Source organism: Shewanella sp. ECSMB14101 (assembly GCF_000773485.1).
GTDB lineage: Bacteria > Pseudomonadota > Gammaproteobacteria > Enterobacterales > Shewanellaceae > Shewanella > Shewanella marisflavi.
This window is the reverse complement of sequence record NZ_JSFF01000004.1, coordinates 56,805-70,570: the sequence shown is the minus strand read 5'-3', so window position 1 is coordinate 70,570 and position 13,766 is coordinate 56,805. Positions and strand designations below refer to the sequence as shown.

Sequence of the window (13,766 nt, the reverse complement as noted above, 5' to 3'; positions counted from 1 at the left end):
TTGACCCATATTTTAAAATTAACTTGATCCAGCTCATATCGCAGCAAGCTTAAAAGCCCTTGCGATTCACAAGGTTTACAAATGTTGATGTATGTCAACATTCACTCTGAACTTGAGGCCTAAACTAAGTCATTGAAACGTGCCACTACATTTTCGCATCAAAAAAGAAAACAAAGGGTTAACCATGGACACACATGCCGCCTTATATCAGCAAGGCCAAGCACGCCTCGAAGAGTTACGTCGCTTAGCGCCTCGTCATGCTCATACATTGCAAGACAAGATGGAAGAGCATGGCATTAGCCGTCGAGACTTTATGAAATGGAGCGCCGCCGTTACCGCGATGCTTGCGCTACCATTACCATTTAGTACCTTAGTTGCCGAAGCCGCCGAACTGGCTGATCGGGTACCGCTCATTTGGCTGCACATGGCCGAATGTACTGGCTGCTCCGAATCATTAGTTCGCGCAGACACACCTAACCTCGACTCCCTTATCTTCGATCATGTTTCATTGGAATACCATGAGACCTTGATGGCCGCTGCGGGTTGGCAGGCTGAAGAGAACCTGGAGCATGCCCTAGAAGCCTATAAGGGTAACTATCTACTCGCGGTCGAAGGGGCTATACCTACGGCCAACAACGGTGCCTTCCTAACAGTAGGATGTAAGGGCCATACCGGACTTGAGATCGTCACCCATGCAGCCGAGGGCGCAGCCGCCATCATCTCTGTGGGTACTTGTGCCGCCTTCGGTGGCGTTCAGGCCGCAGCGCCGAACCCAACCGGCGCTAAAGGTGTCGACAAGGTGATCGATAAGACAGTGGTTAACTTAGGTGGCTGTCCACCGAGCGAAAAGAACATAGTCGGTACACTCATGTACTTCATCATGTTCGGTAAACTTCCCGCACTGGATATGTTTAACCGTCCTAAATGGGCCTATGGCGCACGGGTACACGATAACTGTGAACGTCGCGGCCGCTTCGATGCCGGCGAGTTTGTCGAAGAGTTTGGCGATCAAGGTGCAAAAGACGGCTACTGCCTCTACAAAGTGGGCTGTAAAGGACCTTATACCTATAACAACTGCCCCACAGAAAGATTCAACCATCACACCAGTTGGCCAGTACTTGCAGGTCATGGATGCATGGGCTGTTCTGAACCTAACTTCTGGGACGATATGGCCGACTTTGAAAAACCCCTTGGCAGACAGCTCCTTCACGGACTGGACGCAACGGCCGATACTGTCGGCGCAGTGATCTTGGGTGCCACAGCTGTAGGTATCGGCGCTCACGCTGTTGCCAGCGTATTTGCCAATTCTAAGGAGGACTAATTCAATGAGCAAACGTGTAGTTATCGACCCTATCACTCGAATCGAAGGCCATCTGCGCATCGAGGTCGAAGTCGACGAAAATAATGTTGTTCAAAAAGCCTGGTCCTCTTCCACTCTTTGGCGTGGCATCGAGGTGATCCTTAAGGGACGTACCCCAATGGATGTGGGCCTTATCGTACAACGTATCTGTGGTGTCTGTACCTATTCCCACTATCGCTGTGGTACCGAGGCGGTTGAGAACGCCTTAGGATTGAAGATCCCACTAAATGCCAAGTATCTGCGCTCGCTGATGCAGACCTCGCTTTATATGCACGACCATATAGTACATTTCTACCACCTCCACGGGCTGGATTGGGTAGATGTGGTCTCAGCACTAAGCGCCGATCCCGCTGCAGCGGCACAAGTTGCCCTTAAGTATACCGACAAGCCAATCGCCGCCGGTGAAGGTGAACTACGCGCAGTACAAGAGCGTGTTAAAGGCTTTGTCGAAACCGGTAAGCTCGGCCCCTTCGCCAATGCCTACTGGGGTAACGGCACCTATAAGTTTACCCCAGAGCAGAACCTAATCGCCCTGTCACACTACCTTAAGGCACTGGAAGTACAGCGCGTTGCCGCCGAAATGCTGGCCATCTTCGGTGGTAAGCAGCCACATCCACAGTCACTGGTAGTCGGCGGTGTTACCTCGGTACGTGACATGCTCAGCCCTGCCCGTCTGCAGGAGTGGAAACAGAAGCATGCCATAGTGACCGACTTTATCCATCGTGCCTACAAGGCCGATATCGTCATGGCAGCAGAAGCCTTCGGCGGCGAGCCTAGCGTGCTGGGCGGCGTCAATGTGAAGAACTTCATGGCAACTAATGACTTTGTCTTAGCCGATGGCCAATACATGTTTGATCAGGGTGTGATCATGAATGGCGATCTGGCCAATGTCAGTGATTTAAACCCAGACCTGATCAAAGAAGACGTTAGCCACGCCTGGTACGATGCAGAGGGTCCTCAACATCCATATGACGGCACCACTATCCCTAACTACACAGGTTTTGTAGAACGCGACACTGTGTACGGTAAGTTGCCGACACTGGATGGCGACGGTAAGTACAGCTGGGTGAAATCACCACGCTATCAAGGTGAGCCTGTCGAAGTGGGACCACTTTCTAGCCTGCTGGTCAGCTATGCCCGCGGAAACAAGGTGGTTGTCGATGCCGTTAACGGTCTGTTGGAAGTGACAGGTCTGCCGGTTGAGGCGCTGTTCACCACGTTAGGCCGCACTGCGGCGCGCATGCTGCAAACCGTGATTGTTGCTGAAGAAGGCCTTAAAACTTTCGACGCCCTCATTAGTAACATTCAAGTCGATGAAGCGACCTATGTGAAACCTGAAATCGATTCAAACAAGGAGTATGTGGGTCACGCCATGATTGAGGCGCCACGCGGCATGCTCAGTCACTGGATCCGTATCAAAAATGGTTTAGTCGAAAACTACCAAGCTGTGGTGCCCACCACCTGGAACGCAGGTCCTGTGGACGCAGCGGGTAAGGTAGGTCCTTATGAGGCATCGCTAATAGGACTGAAGATGGAAGATCCGACTAGGCCCCTTGAGGTGATACGTATCATCCACTCGTTCGACCCTTGTATGGCCTGCTCGGTACACGTAATGGACTATAAGGGTCAAGACTTGGGTGAGTTCCGTATCGACCCAAACGGCAATAACTAAGGAGCAACTCATGGCTACACACAATGTACCCTATGAGAGAGCCTTTATCTTCAGCGCCGCGATCAGGATTTTTCACTGGTTGCGAGCGCTAGCCATATTGGTTCTTGTCATTACAGGTTTCTATATTGCCTGGCCGTTCTTGGTCGCACCAAGTAGCTCTGATGTCTTGGTTCAGGGATGGATAAGATTTGCTCATCAAGTGTTTGGCTTTCTGCTATGTGCCATCACTTTAGTGCGAGCTTATCTGTTCTTTTTCAGCAAGAGTGATATTGAGCGGCGATCCTTTAAAGATGTCACCAGTGTCAACAGCTGGATAGTGCAGCTTAAGTCCTATCTCTGGATGGGACACCTGGACAAGAAAGGTGTCTACGGCCCATTACAGTTTGTCACCTACTTTGCCATTTCTGTGGTCGCAGTACTTATCTGCATTACGGGACTGGCACTGTATGCCAATGTCTACCACTTAGGTTTAGGCGGCATGTTGGCTGATATGGCTGCTTGGGTAACCAGTGCCATGGGCGGTTTGGCTCAGGTACGTATCTGGCACCATTACTTTACTTGGGTGTTTATTATCTTTGTCGTCATTCACGTCTACATGGCGGTATGGACCGGCATAAGATTTAAACATAATTCGGTAGATTCTATTGTCTCTGGCTATGACTACCACCCTAAGAAACATTAAATAAGGGCGCCATGAAAATACTGTTACTCGGTATTGGTAATGTGCTGTACGCCGATGAAGGGATCGGCGTACATTTTGTCAATTACCTACAAGAAAACTATCGCTTTAACCATCCGTCGCATCAGCTCGATGTGATGGATGGTGGCACCTTAGCCCAAGGGCTAATTCCCATTATCTGTAAATACGACTATCTTGTAGTAGTCGATACGGTCAACGCCCACGGCGTAGGCCCAGGAGAAGTTTATTTTTTCGATTTCGACAAGGCTCCCAGCGAAATCGATTGGCAAGGAAGCGCCCATGAGGTGGAGATGTTACAGACATTGACCATGATGGAGATGGTCGGAGACAGACCTAAGACCTTCGTACTTGGCTGCACGCCAACCGTACTCGAACCTATGACACTGGGGCTCACCCCGAGTGTCGCCGCCGCCGTTCCCCTGATGGAAACGACAATACTGACCCATTTCAAATCCCTCGGATTCGAGATCGAACGAATCAACCACGTGGCGATTGAAACACTCATTCCAGATTCTTATAAGCGCGGTGTATCACTAAATGAAGACAATAAAATTTGAGTTTACCTGTTCACGACAGGTGCCGCTTTACGCGCATTTATGTAACCGATACCTAAATTATGGTGATCTAAACATCCATATCGGCTATCAAGGTGGCGCCTATTTTATCGAAGCCCAGGGCCAGCAGAGCGAGCTAGAAGCCTTAGCTGATGCCATCGCGCAAGACTTCTTAATTTCTGTCTGGCTCACCGATTCTCGTATCGCCCTAATCGACGCTCCAACGGGCACAAGCAAACCTTTACCCACAGAGTCCCTCTCCCAAGAATTTTGTCAGCAGTGTGCGCCGCACTTTGGTGATAACCAAGCGTCCCAATTTGGTCAACTGGATCTTGTATGCGACTGCTGCCACGGCGAGCAACGCATTCATCAGGACTATCGAGGCCTGACCGCCACCGACATTCAGGCCATGTATCACACCCTGATGGCTGAGGGTGAACTTAAATTGGCAGGCGGTATTCACCTTAGTCCCAATCCGCTAGCTATCCCTACTCGTCCGCGTCTGCTAGTCTGTAACCCGAATACCCTCAATGCGCAGTTCCACCTTAGCGATCCTCAGGTGCTGGCCCTGTCGAGCATTGAAAAACCCCTTATCTGTGTCCGCCCCATCAAAGAGCATCCAAAGCTCGCCCAGCCACTATACGATCTCTGCTTTGCCTACAACCGCCTACTGGTGATCTTGGCTGAGCACCTGCGCCAACATGGCACAGATTGGGTCTACCTAGACGATCCCGCTCAAGGCGAGGCACTGGCCTATATTGATGGCCAATGGGCCGACATTCACAGCTCACAGCCCAGCAGTATCGGCATTGATTCGGCAAAACAACCACTGCATGAGGCTGTGCTGTTAGCAGATCAAGACACCTATTATTACGCCAGCCACAGCGATAAGCCGAAAGGACACTATCGGGTGGAAAAAGGGGCAAAGATCAAGGCGCAACATAGAGAGCTAAACGAGGCTATTCTCGGCGATGACGAACTGGCGCTGTGCGCCTTGCATAGCGTCAATCTTGAACATGGCCTTAGCAAAAACAGCGCCGTTATCTATCTTAGCCGCGAACATGGTGGACAGATCTACACCTTAGATAACAAGTGTGAAGCCGAGCGTTTCTTTGCCCTGCCCGAGCTGCCTGAAAACGGCTATGAGATCTATCATCAGTTGGAACAGAGTCCACAGCGTAAGGTGCTCGAAAAATTCAAACAGCATTATCCTGAAGATTACCTGCGCCTTCTCGATCTTAAACTGCCTGCAAAACGCCATAGTCTCAGGGCCCTCTGGGCGGTTGGCGCCGTGATTCTGGGGCTAGAGAGCCGCTCACTAAGCCTTAGCGATCTTAACGATGCCCTGATTGCCAGCGCGCTGGCCCATCGCGGCGCTAACTCTCCGCGCATCGACTATCCACTCACCCGAGGCGAGGCCTATCGCAGCCTCAACTGGTGCAAGACGCTGGGCAGCTTGATCAGCTTCCGTCTGGCAGATGACAGAGACAGCAATAAGCTCGCCTTTGGCATGCACGATTCCTTTGCCGACTATCTGGCCAACTGGATTGAGCATCTGGATCTTAATCTAGGGGTCAAGTCAGTTGCCCTGGCCGGTAGCGAGTGGGCTAACCCGCTTTTGTGTCAGCGCGTTGCCCTGCGGATCGGCAAAAACTTCCCCATCAAACACAATCAGCAGCTTGAGATAGATGGCAACAACCATGCTGTCGGCGCCCTGCTGCTGAAAAAACGCAGGCTTTAACCATGTCACGCACTTTGCCAAAGGCCGCAACAGCGACTATGCGAGTGAGACTGGAGATCACGGGTATCGTCCAAGGGGTTGGTTTTCGCCCCTTCGTCTATCGCTGGGCGATTGAGCTTGGGCTGCTAGGCTTCACCTTTAACCACAGCAAAGGGGTAACGGTAGAACTTCAGGGAAACAGTGAGGCCATTAACGCCTTCATTGAGACCCTTAGCCAGACGCCGCCCCCTTTGGCGCGCATCGACAGCTTGAGCGAGATAGAGATCCCCCTTGAAGATTGCGACAGCTTCGAGATCCAGCACAGCCAAGCCGATGCCAAGGCGGTGGTTGCAGTGTCCAGCGATAAAAGCAGCTGCCAGGAGTGTCTCGATGAGATCATGGACCCGAGTAACCGCCACTATCAATACCCTTTTACCAACTGCACCAACTGTGGCCCCAGGTATACCCTGATCCGCGCCCTGCCCTATGACAGACCCAATACCGCCATGGCTAACTTTGCCATGTGTGACGCCTGCGCCGCCGCCTATCAAGACCCGCTAGACAGGCGCTACCATGCCCAGCCGGTAAGTTGTCCCCAGTGTGGACCGCAGCTGTCGCTACTCTCGGCTGAGCAAAGCCTGGTTGCCGAGAAAAATGCCGCGCTGGAGCAGGCCGTTGAACTGCTTGCCCAAGGTAAAACCTTGGCCATCAAGGGATTGGGTGGTTTTCATTTGGTGTGCGATGCCACCAATGATGAGGCGGTGCAGAGACTGCGCAGACGTAAGCAGCGCCCCGCCAAGCCCTTTGCTGTCATGTGCGCCTCACTCGAGATGGCGAAAACCTTAGCCAGGGGCAGCGAGGCCGAATGGCGGCTGCTACAAAGCGCCGAGCGCCCTATCACACTGCTGCAAAAAGCGCCGCACCAAGGTGCACTAAGCCCAGCCGTGGCGCCCGGCATTGATAGACTAGGGCTATTTTTACCTTATACCCCCTTACATCAACTGCTGCTTGTCAGGCTTAACCGACCTCTGGTAGCCACCAGTGCCAACCGCAGCGGCGAGCCTATCATCACCCATGCAGAAGATATCTTCGAACGCCTAGCTGGCGTCATCGATGCCGTGCTGGATCATAACCGTGAGATCCTTAACGGCTGTGACGACAGCGTGGTGCAGATGATTGATGACAAGATACAGGTGATCCGCCTTGCCCGAGGCTACGCACCGCTGACTCTGGCCATGCCCGAGGCTGTTCCCCAAGAAACGCTGGCAGTAGGCGCTCAGCAGAAAAACAGCATCGCCTTTGGCTTCAATCACAACCTGGTGCTCAGCCCCCATATCGGCGATCTCTTTAGCCTTGAGGCAGAACAATATTTTACTGACACTCTGGCCACCTTTAAACGCCTGTACCAGTTCAGTCCTAAGCTGTTGGTGAGCGACAAACACCCAGATTACGCCTCAACCCAGTGGGCGCAGCAAGAGTGCCAACAACAAAACAAAGAGATTAGCTACATTCAGGTGCAGCACCATTACGCTCATATTCTCAGCGTGATGGCGGTCAATCAGATCACTGACAAGGTGCTGGGCTTTAGTTTCGATGGTACAGGCCTTGGTGATAAGCGCCAGCTTTGGGGCGGTGAAGCCATGCTTGCCGATGTCAATAATTACCAGCGCGTCGCCCATCTGAGCCCCATGGCGCTGATTGGCGGCGAGCAGGCGATTAAAGATCCCCGCCGCATTATGTTGGCACTGTTATTCGAGCGCTACTCGCCTGAAGAGATTAAGGCCCTCCCGCTCAACGCACTTAAGGCACTACCCGGCAGCCTTATCGGCAACCTGCACACCCTGTGGCAAAAAGGTGTGGCCACCCAGACGACCAGTTCTATCGGCCGTCTGTTCGATGCCGCCGCCTGTCTGCTTGATCTGATGCAAACCACCCAATTTGAAGGCCAGGCGGGCATGTTGATCGAAGCAAAGGCCGATGCGGTTACCGAGGCGCAGCTTAGCCAATCGGGAATAGGCTTTACCCTCAAGGAGATTGACGGTGTTTGGCAACTCTCGGCGCTCTGGCAAGAGATGGTCGATACCCTGCTGCATTGGCAGGATAAGCCCGACGGCATCAGCCTGATCGCCCGCGCCTTTATGAATGCGCTGGCACAGGCGGTAACTGATTGCGCCGCGAAACATAAGGGGCTTGATGTGGTGCTCTGCGGCGGCGTGTTTCAAAACCGCTACCTGCTTAGCGAGACACGCAAGCGCCTGAATATGGCAGAGATTAAGGTACTGGATTCAGATCAGGTACCGGTAAACGATGGCGGCATTGCCCTGGGGCAACTCTGGTACGCCATACACAGTAATAGCAAGGCCCAAGGTGAGTGGAAAAGCACTATCGAATAACGATTTACGATAACCGTTATTTCCCACGACAACTTGAGCCAATTTGATTAACAGGATTTTGCCTAAAACTGACCCGCGTCAATGAAGTCTTTGGGTCCCTAGCGCAAAATGGCATTAACGCCTTAGATTTTTTGGAGTTCATTATGTGTAAAGACTGCGGTTGCTCTATCACTCGAGATCACAGCCATGAGCACGACCAAGGCCATGAGCACGATCATCATCATGACCACAGCCATGAGCACGGTCATTCCCATCATCACGACCACGGCACCCTGCGTAGCAATCCTCAGCTCAACGACAAGAAAACCCTGTCGGTGATCCATAAAATCCTCGATAAAAACGACCATGAAGCGGCCCACAACCGCGCCCACTTCGAGGCTCACAATATCACCGCCTTTAACCTGATGAGCAGTCCGGGCAGCGGTAAAACCACACTGCTGGAACACCTTAAAGAATACACAGATCTTAACTATGGTGTGGTCGAAGGCGACCTGGAAACCTCCCGCGATGCCGACCGCCTGCTGGCTAAAGGGATCCCCGCCTTTCAGATCCAAACCGGCTCCGCCTGCCACCTGGACGCCTTTATGGTGCATGACGCCCTGCATCATGTGGATCTGGCATCGCTGGATATTTGCTTTGTCGAAAACGTCGGCAACCTGGTCTGCCCCGCCTCTTATGATGTGGGCACCCATTTCAATGTGGTGCTTGTCTCAGTGCCCGAAGGCGACGACAAGATAGAAAAATATCCTGTAATGTTCCGCAAGGCAGACCTGGTGTTGATCACTAAGGCGGATCTGCTGCCCCACTTTGACTTTAGCGTCGAGGAAGCCAAGGCACAGGTAAAACGCCTCAACCCTGAGGCCGAGGTGATCATTACCTCCATTAAGGATGGCGACAGCATGCGCGCCGTTGTCGACTGGCTAAACGCTCACAGGAGCCATTAATTATGTGTTTGTCTATTCCATCAAGAATTGTCGAGTTGCATCCTGAGGAGCAGGCCGTCACGGTAGAGACCCTAGGGGTTAAGCGCAAGGTCAGCAGCCATTTAATGAGTGAGCCTCTGGAGATCGACGACTATGTACTGATCCATATTGGCTTTGTGATGAACAAGATAGACAAAGCCGACGCTGAGCAGAGCCTGGACCTGTATCAGGAGATCGTTGCCAAGATGAATGAACAGGAGGCCCAATCATGATAGAGCTAAAACAGCTGTATCAGGGCTTTAGAGATCCTGACACCATTCACAACCTAGCCAAAGAGATCGCCCTTCACGCCGCCAAGCATGAGGGCAATATCTACATCATGGAGGTGTGTGGCGGTCATACCCACACCATCATGAAGTATGGGCTTAATCAGCTGCTACCAGACAATATCGAGTTTGTGCATGGCCCAGGCTGCCCCGTGTGTGTCATGCCCAAAGAGCGTATCGACCATGCCGCCATTCTGGCATCCCAACCCGATGTGATCTTGGTGACGTTAGGGGATATGATCCGCGTGCCCGGTTCAAACGGCAGTCTGGCCGAGTTTAGAGCCAAGGGCTGTGACATTCGCCCCCTCTACGACCCCATGGATGCCTTAGCTATCGCCAAGGAGAACCCAGATAAAAAGGTGATCTTCTTCGCTATCGGCTTTGAGACCTCAACCCCCATGACGGCGGTGTTAATTGAACAGGCTGAGCAGCAAGGGCTGGATAACCTGCTGTTTCATATTAACCATGTGCTGGTGCCACCGGCGATCGATGCCGTGATGGCCGATCCACAGGCTAAGGTAAATGCCTTTATCGGTCCGGCCCATGTCAGCGTGATCTCAGGCGCCAAACTCTACCGCCCCGCCGTTAATCAATACGGTACTCCGGTAGTGGTGTCCGGTTTTGAGCCGGTGGATGTGATGGAATCCATCCTGCGCATCGTTAAGCAAAAGGTCGAGGGGAAAGCCGAGCTCGACGTGCAATATAGCCGTGCTGTGAGCGAAGATGGCAATGTGCATGCCCAGCAAAAAGTGAATCAATACCTCACCATCAGACCACATTTTCGCTGGCGAGGTCTTGGGCCACTAAACGAGTCGGCATTAATGCTTAAGCACGAATATGCCCACCGGGATGCCGAGGTGATCTATCGCGACATGCTCAATGTGGCCGATATCGACGATCACAAAGCCTGTCAGTGCGGTGACATCTTAAGGGGCATCGCCAAACCTAAAGACTGTAAAGTCTTCGGCCGCGGCTGCACCCCTGAAACGCCCCTTGGTAGCTGCATGGTTAGCTCAGAAGGTGCCTGCAATGCTTATTACCGCTATAACGGAGTCTAATCATGGCCGACAACAGCAATGAAAAGAAAGTACAACTCAGTCACGGCGGTGGCGGCAAAGAGATGAATCGTCTGATCAAGTCGATCTTCTTTAAAGCCTTTAACAACCCGATTTTAGCCAGTGAGGAAGACGCCGCCCTGCTCCACTTCGATGGCCAGACAGCCTTTACCACAGACTCCTTCACTGTCTCGCCGCTGTTTTTTGCCGGTGGCAACATAGGCAAACTCGCCATCGCGGGCACGGTTAACGATCTGGCGATGATGGGCGCCGAGCCCCAATACCTAAGCTGCAGCTTCATCATCGAAGAGGGCTTTGCCATCAAGGATCTCAAGGCGATTGTTGCCAGCATGGCCGAGGAACTGCACAAAAGCGGCACCCGCATCGTCTGCGGCGATACCAAGGTAGTGCCTAAGGGCTGCGCCGATGGCCTGTTTATCAATACCTCTGGCGTCGGCCGCGTGTTAAAGCCGCAGATCTCGGTGAAAAATCTGCAAGTAGGCGATGCCATCATAGTCTCAGGGGATATCGGCCGTCACGGCGCCGCCATCTTGATGGCGCGAGAAGGCCTGACTTTAGAGTCTGAGCTGGTCAGCGATTGCGCTAACCTCTGGCCCGTGGTCGAGCAACTTATCGCCTGCAACATCCAAATTCACGCCATGCGCGACGCCACCCGCGGCGGCCTGGCAGCTGTGCTCAACGAATGGGCCAGTGCCTCAGAGGTCGGCATTACCGTGGAAGAGAGCAGAATCCCTGTGTGTGACGAGGTTAAAGGCCTGTGTGAACTCTATGGCTTTGAGCCCCATGACCTGGCCAACGAAGGCACCTTCATTATGGCGGTACCTGGCGACATCGCCGAGGGCGCACAGGAGATCATCCAGCGCTACGGCCAGTGCCAACAGGCAGCCATTATCGGCCATGTCGAACAGGGTCACACAGGTAAAGTGGTGCTCAAGACCCCATGGGGAAGCAGTCGCTATCTCGACCTGCCCCAGGGTGAATTGCTACCAAGGATCTGTTAATGCACGAATATTCGATTGTCACTGCCCTGCTGGAACAATGCGAGCAGCATGCTATCGCTAATCAGGCGAATCGCATCACTAAGGTGGTGATAAAAATCGGCGTCTTGAGCGGTGTTGAACCCGCCCTACTGGCTACTGCCTTTGAAACCTTCAAACTGGAGGGGTGCGCCAGAGAGGCCGAATTGGAGATCATACATCAGGAATTGGTGCTCGAGTGTCAGGCTTGCCATAGCACTCATACCATCAAGGAACGAAGTGTCATTTGTCCTAGCTGCAACAGTTTTCAGACCCGCATTACCGAAGGGGAAGAACTACTGCTGATGCAACTAGAGCTAGAAACCGATGAATAAAACTAAACATAAATGGAGTATTACAATGAAAAAAGCCTTACTGCTACTCGCTAGCCTTCTTCCCGCAGCAGCCTGGGCGCACCCAGGGCACAACGGCGTAGGTCTGTTCCACCACCTTAACGACCTACTCCCAATCATCGCCCTGGTGATCATCGTCGCCGGCGTGATGCTGTGGAAGAAACGCTCTTAAACCAAGCGTTACCGCAAGACATATCGACAGCGTTAGACTCACCACAGAGTCTAGCGCCGTCTTGCTTCATCCAAAATAATCTCAATGATTAATTAGCTGGCTTTAGATAGGTTCGCTTCTTAGTCACTCAGTGCCCTCAGTAAACCGCCGGTCTCCACCGCACGTCATCCCCTTGCGTGCTCTCCACTAAAAGATAAAAACCATCAAGCTACCAAGGCGCTAACCACTCACCTGCAAACAATAAAACTCAACCACTGGAAAAAATCATTTTTGGACAATTCCGAGTTTAAGTCTTAACTCTAGTTCGTCAATTTCAGCGAAAAATTTCTATGGGATAACGCTAAGCTAACCTGCACGAAGCCTTGGCATAAACTTTTGCGAAGCAACAATGCCAAGCGTTGAGTGACAGGTTGACCGCCTTGTTAAGTCTTTATAGTGACAACCTTGCCACAAACCGTTGAAAGTGTGATGCGTTGAACCTTCAAATTTTCACTACCTTTTGGAATAACCACTCCAAATTTTCGATATTCTTTCGAAGGGACATCAACCTTAAATTCCTCACCAATAGGGCTGTGGTAATTCGGCTGCCCGCCTATTGAATACTTTTTATAAGCCGAAAAATCACCTAGATCGCTATGGATTTTTACTGTATCTAACTTAATTGGAAAGTCACTTCTGTTGAGCACTTTAACCTCATACAACGTAGCAGATTCAACAGGGGGATATGGTTCAACAGGTTCGGAATACATACCACTAACCAATTTTTCAAATTCATTTTTCTTTATAAGTTCAGCAGATAACTTTACTTTTTCTTTATCGCTATCTCTTTTAAACTTCACAAGATTCAATACGGCCAAAATTGTAGACAATACCGCAGCATAAATTGCAAGCCCCGTTGATAAATCAATAGTCAATTTATTCCTCCAAACTCGATAAAACTTAACGCCCTGTTAAGGTGTGAGCAACGCAATACCGAAGCCGCCGCATACCACCTTAATCACTTAAACCAACGCATACTGAAAATGCCACGCGTTGCGAATCACTCTTAAACAGTCACTTGTTAGGTACGTTCTACAACTGCATAGAATTCTTGCAACACTGTAGACATCCATTTGATATTTGCAGTCTGATTAAGTGCTGTCTGAATAGTTGAGCCTACCGCAGTTCTATAAGTATCACCTGTCGAAGAACCTATGCTTAGTGGATAATCTGAAATTTCATTCTTTATTCTGAGCTGCTGTATTAAATGCTTTATGAAGCAGAAGATGGTGGATGTTCGTCTCCATCATAAGCCGCTACACTAACAATTTTCCCGTCAGGTGTCATTGCACCACCATAAGGAAAGAATTCCCCATGCTCAGTTAGTAATTTCTCTGCAAGCGGCAAAACTGCATCCATTAATTCTTGAGATTCATCTTTACCTTCTTGCACACTACCTCCGAAGCAGAAAACTGAAAATAATACTAAAAATGTTGCGATGGTTCGTTTATTCATGACGTGT

Annotated in this window: 14 protein-coding genes; 12 read left to right on the top strand and 2 right to left on the bottom strand. The window is 51.4% G+C overall.

Going from position 1 to position 13,766, the window contains the following annotated elements; all coding sequences use genetic code 11:
* Positions 1 to 184 precede the first annotated feature (184 nt).
* The 12 genes from hyaA to NY07_RS19595 all read left to right on the top strand — a co-directional run bounded on the left by hyaA (position 185) and on the right by NY07_RS19595 (position 12,265).
* The gene (gene hyaA, locus NY07_RS05235; RefSeq protein WP_033538297.1) at positions 185 to 1,321 is read left to right on the top strand and encodes a nickel-dependent hydrogenase small subunit; all 1,137 of its coding nucleotides are present in this window, start codon (positions 185 to 187) and stop codon (positions 1,319 to 1,321) included.
* A gap of 4 nt (positions 1,322 to 1,325) precedes the next feature.
* On the top strand, positions 1,326 to 3,032 hold the full coding sequence (gene hyaB / locus NY07_RS05230; protein WP_033538296.1) for a nickel-dependent hydrogenase large subunit: 1,707 nt from the start codon (positions 1,326 to 1,328) through the stop codon (positions 3,030 to 3,032).
* A 10-nt stretch (positions 3,033 to 3,042) separates the two neighbouring features.
* Entirely contained in the window at positions 3,043 to 3,714 is a 672-nt protein-coding gene (cybH, locus tag NY07_RS05225) for a Ni/Fe-hydrogenase, b-type cytochrome subunit (RefSeq protein ID WP_033538295.1), read from the top strand.
* Between the two features lie 11 nt (positions 3,715 to 3,725).
* Positions 3,726 to 4,289 carry a HyaD/HybD family hydrogenase maturation endopeptidase gene (locus tag NY07_RS05220; RefSeq protein ID WP_033538294.1) on the top strand — a complete coding sequence of 188 codons (564 nt, stop codon included), beginning with the start codon at positions 3,726 to 3,728 and terminating at the stop codon, positions 4,287 to 4,289.
* Positions 4,270 to 6,027, top strand: coding sequence for a hypothetical protein (locus NY07_RS05215; RefSeq protein ID WP_033538293.1), 1,758 nt, complete (start codon positions 4,270 to 4,272; stop codon positions 6,025 to 6,027). The genes NY07_RS05220 and NY07_RS05215 overlap by 20 nt, the downstream gene beginning before the upstream one ends.
* A gap of 2 nt (positions 6,028 to 6,029) precedes the next feature.
* Positions 6,030 to 8,399 (top strand): carbamoyltransferase HypF, encoded by a 2,370-nt coding sequence (gene hypF / locus NY07_RS05210; protein ID WP_052125505.1) that lies wholly within the window; start codon positions 6,030 to 6,032, stop codon positions 8,397 to 8,399.
* A gap of 143 nt (positions 8,400 to 8,542) precedes the next feature.
* Positions 8,543 to 9,343, top strand: a complete 801-nt coding sequence (gene hypB, locus NY07_RS05205; RefSeq protein ID WP_033538292.1) for a hydrogenase nickel incorporation protein HypB — start codon at positions 8,543 to 8,545, stop codon at positions 9,341 to 9,343.
* 2 nt (positions 9,344 to 9,345) lie between these two features.
* The gene (locus NY07_RS05200; protein WP_033538291.1) at positions 9,346 to 9,594 is read left to right on the top strand and encodes a HypC/HybG/HupF family hydrogenase formation chaperone; all 249 of its coding nucleotides are present in this window, start codon (positions 9,346 to 9,348) and stop codon (positions 9,592 to 9,594) included.
* A complete protein-coding gene (gene hypD / locus NY07_RS05195) occupies positions 9,591 to 10,706 on the top strand; it encodes a hydrogenase formation protein HypD (protein ID WP_033538290.1) in 1,116 nt (371 codons plus the stop codon). Before NY07_RS05200 ends, hypD begins: the two co-directional genes overlap by 4 nt.
* 2 nt (positions 10,707 to 10,708) lie before the next feature.
* Entirely contained in the window at positions 10,709 to 11,725 is a 1,017-nt protein-coding gene (gene hypE, locus NY07_RS05190) for a hydrogenase expression/formation protein HypE (RefSeq protein WP_033538289.1), read from the top strand.
* On the top strand, positions 11,725 to 12,075 hold the full coding sequence (hypA, locus tag NY07_RS05185; RefSeq protein WP_033538288.1) for a hydrogenase maturation nickel metallochaperone HypA: 351 nt from the start codon (positions 11,725 to 11,727) through the stop codon (positions 12,073 to 12,075). The genes hypE and hypA overlap by 1 nt, the downstream gene beginning before the upstream one ends.
* Positions 12,076 to 12,100: 25 nt before the next feature.
* The gene (locus NY07_RS19595; RefSeq protein WP_181404186.1) at positions 12,101 to 12,265 is read left to right on the top strand and encodes a hypothetical protein; all 165 of its coding nucleotides are present in this window, start codon (positions 12,101 to 12,103) and stop codon (positions 12,263 to 12,265) included.
* A 422-nt stretch (positions 12,266 to 12,687) separates the two neighbouring features.
* Here NY07_RS19595 and NY07_RS05180 read toward each other — a convergent pair whose 3' ends face one another.
* Positions 12,688 to 13,179 carry a hypothetical protein gene (locus NY07_RS05180; RefSeq protein WP_033538287.1) on the bottom strand — a complete coding sequence of 164 codons (492 nt, stop codon included), beginning with the start codon at positions 13,177 to 13,179 and terminating at the stop codon, positions 12,688 to 12,690.
* 337 nt (positions 13,180 to 13,516) lie between these two features.
* The gene (locus NY07_RS05175; RefSeq protein ID WP_140946902.1) at positions 13,517 to 13,759 is read right to left on the bottom strand and encodes a hypothetical protein; all 243 of its coding nucleotides are present in this window, start codon (positions 13,757 to 13,759) and stop codon (positions 13,517 to 13,519) included.
* Between the last annotated feature and the right edge of the window lie 7 nt (positions 13,760 to 13,766).

Bases quoted from the DNA above. Each gene is read 5' to 3' on its own strand.
- NY07_RS05220 (WP_033538294.1), top strand. From the start codon at position 3,726: ATGAAAATACTGTTACTCGGTATTGGTAATGTGCTGTACGCCGATGAA.
- cybH (WP_033538295.1), top strand. From the start codon at position 3,043: ATGGCTACACACAATGTACCCTATGAGAGAGCCTTTATCTTCAGCGCC.
- hypD (WP_033538290.1), top strand. From the start codon at position 9,591: ATGATAGAGCTAAAACAGCTGTATCAGGGCTTTAGAGATCCTGACACC.
- hyaA (WP_033538297.1), top strand. From the start codon at position 185: ATGGACACACATGCCGCCTTATATCAGCAAGGCCAAGCACGCCTCGAA.
- hypF (WP_052125505.1), top strand. From the start codon at position 6,030: ATGTCACGCACTTTGCCAAAGGCCGCAACAGCGACTATGCGAGTGAGA.
- NY07_RS05200 (WP_033538291.1), top strand. From the start codon at position 9,346: ATGTGTTTGTCTATTCCATCAAGAATTGTCGAGTTGCATCCTGAGGAG.
- NY07_RS05175 (WP_140946902.1), bottom strand. From the start codon at position 13,759: ATGAATAAACGAACCATCGCAACATTTTTAGTATTATTTTCAGTTTTC.
- NY07_RS19595 (WP_181404186.1), top strand. From the start codon at position 12,101: ATGAAAAAAGCCTTACTGCTACTCGCTAGCCTTCTTCCCGCAGCAGCC.
- hypE (WP_033538289.1), top strand. From the start codon at position 10,709: ATGGCCGACAACAGCAATGAAAAGAAAGTACAACTCAGTCACGGCGGT.
- hypB (WP_033538292.1), top strand. From the start codon at position 8,543: ATGTGTAAAGACTGCGGTTGCTCTATCACTCGAGATCACAGCCATGAG.
- hypA (WP_033538288.1), top strand. From the start codon at position 11,725: ATGCACGAATATTCGATTGTCACTGCCCTGCTGGAACAATGCGAGCAG.
- hyaB (WP_033538296.1), top strand. From the start codon at position 1,326: ATGAGCAAACGTGTAGTTATCGACCCTATCACTCGAATCGAAGGCCAT.
- NY07_RS05215 (WP_033538293.1), top strand. From the start codon at position 4,270: ATGAAGACAATAAAATTTGAGTTTACCTGTTCACGACAGGTGCCGCTT.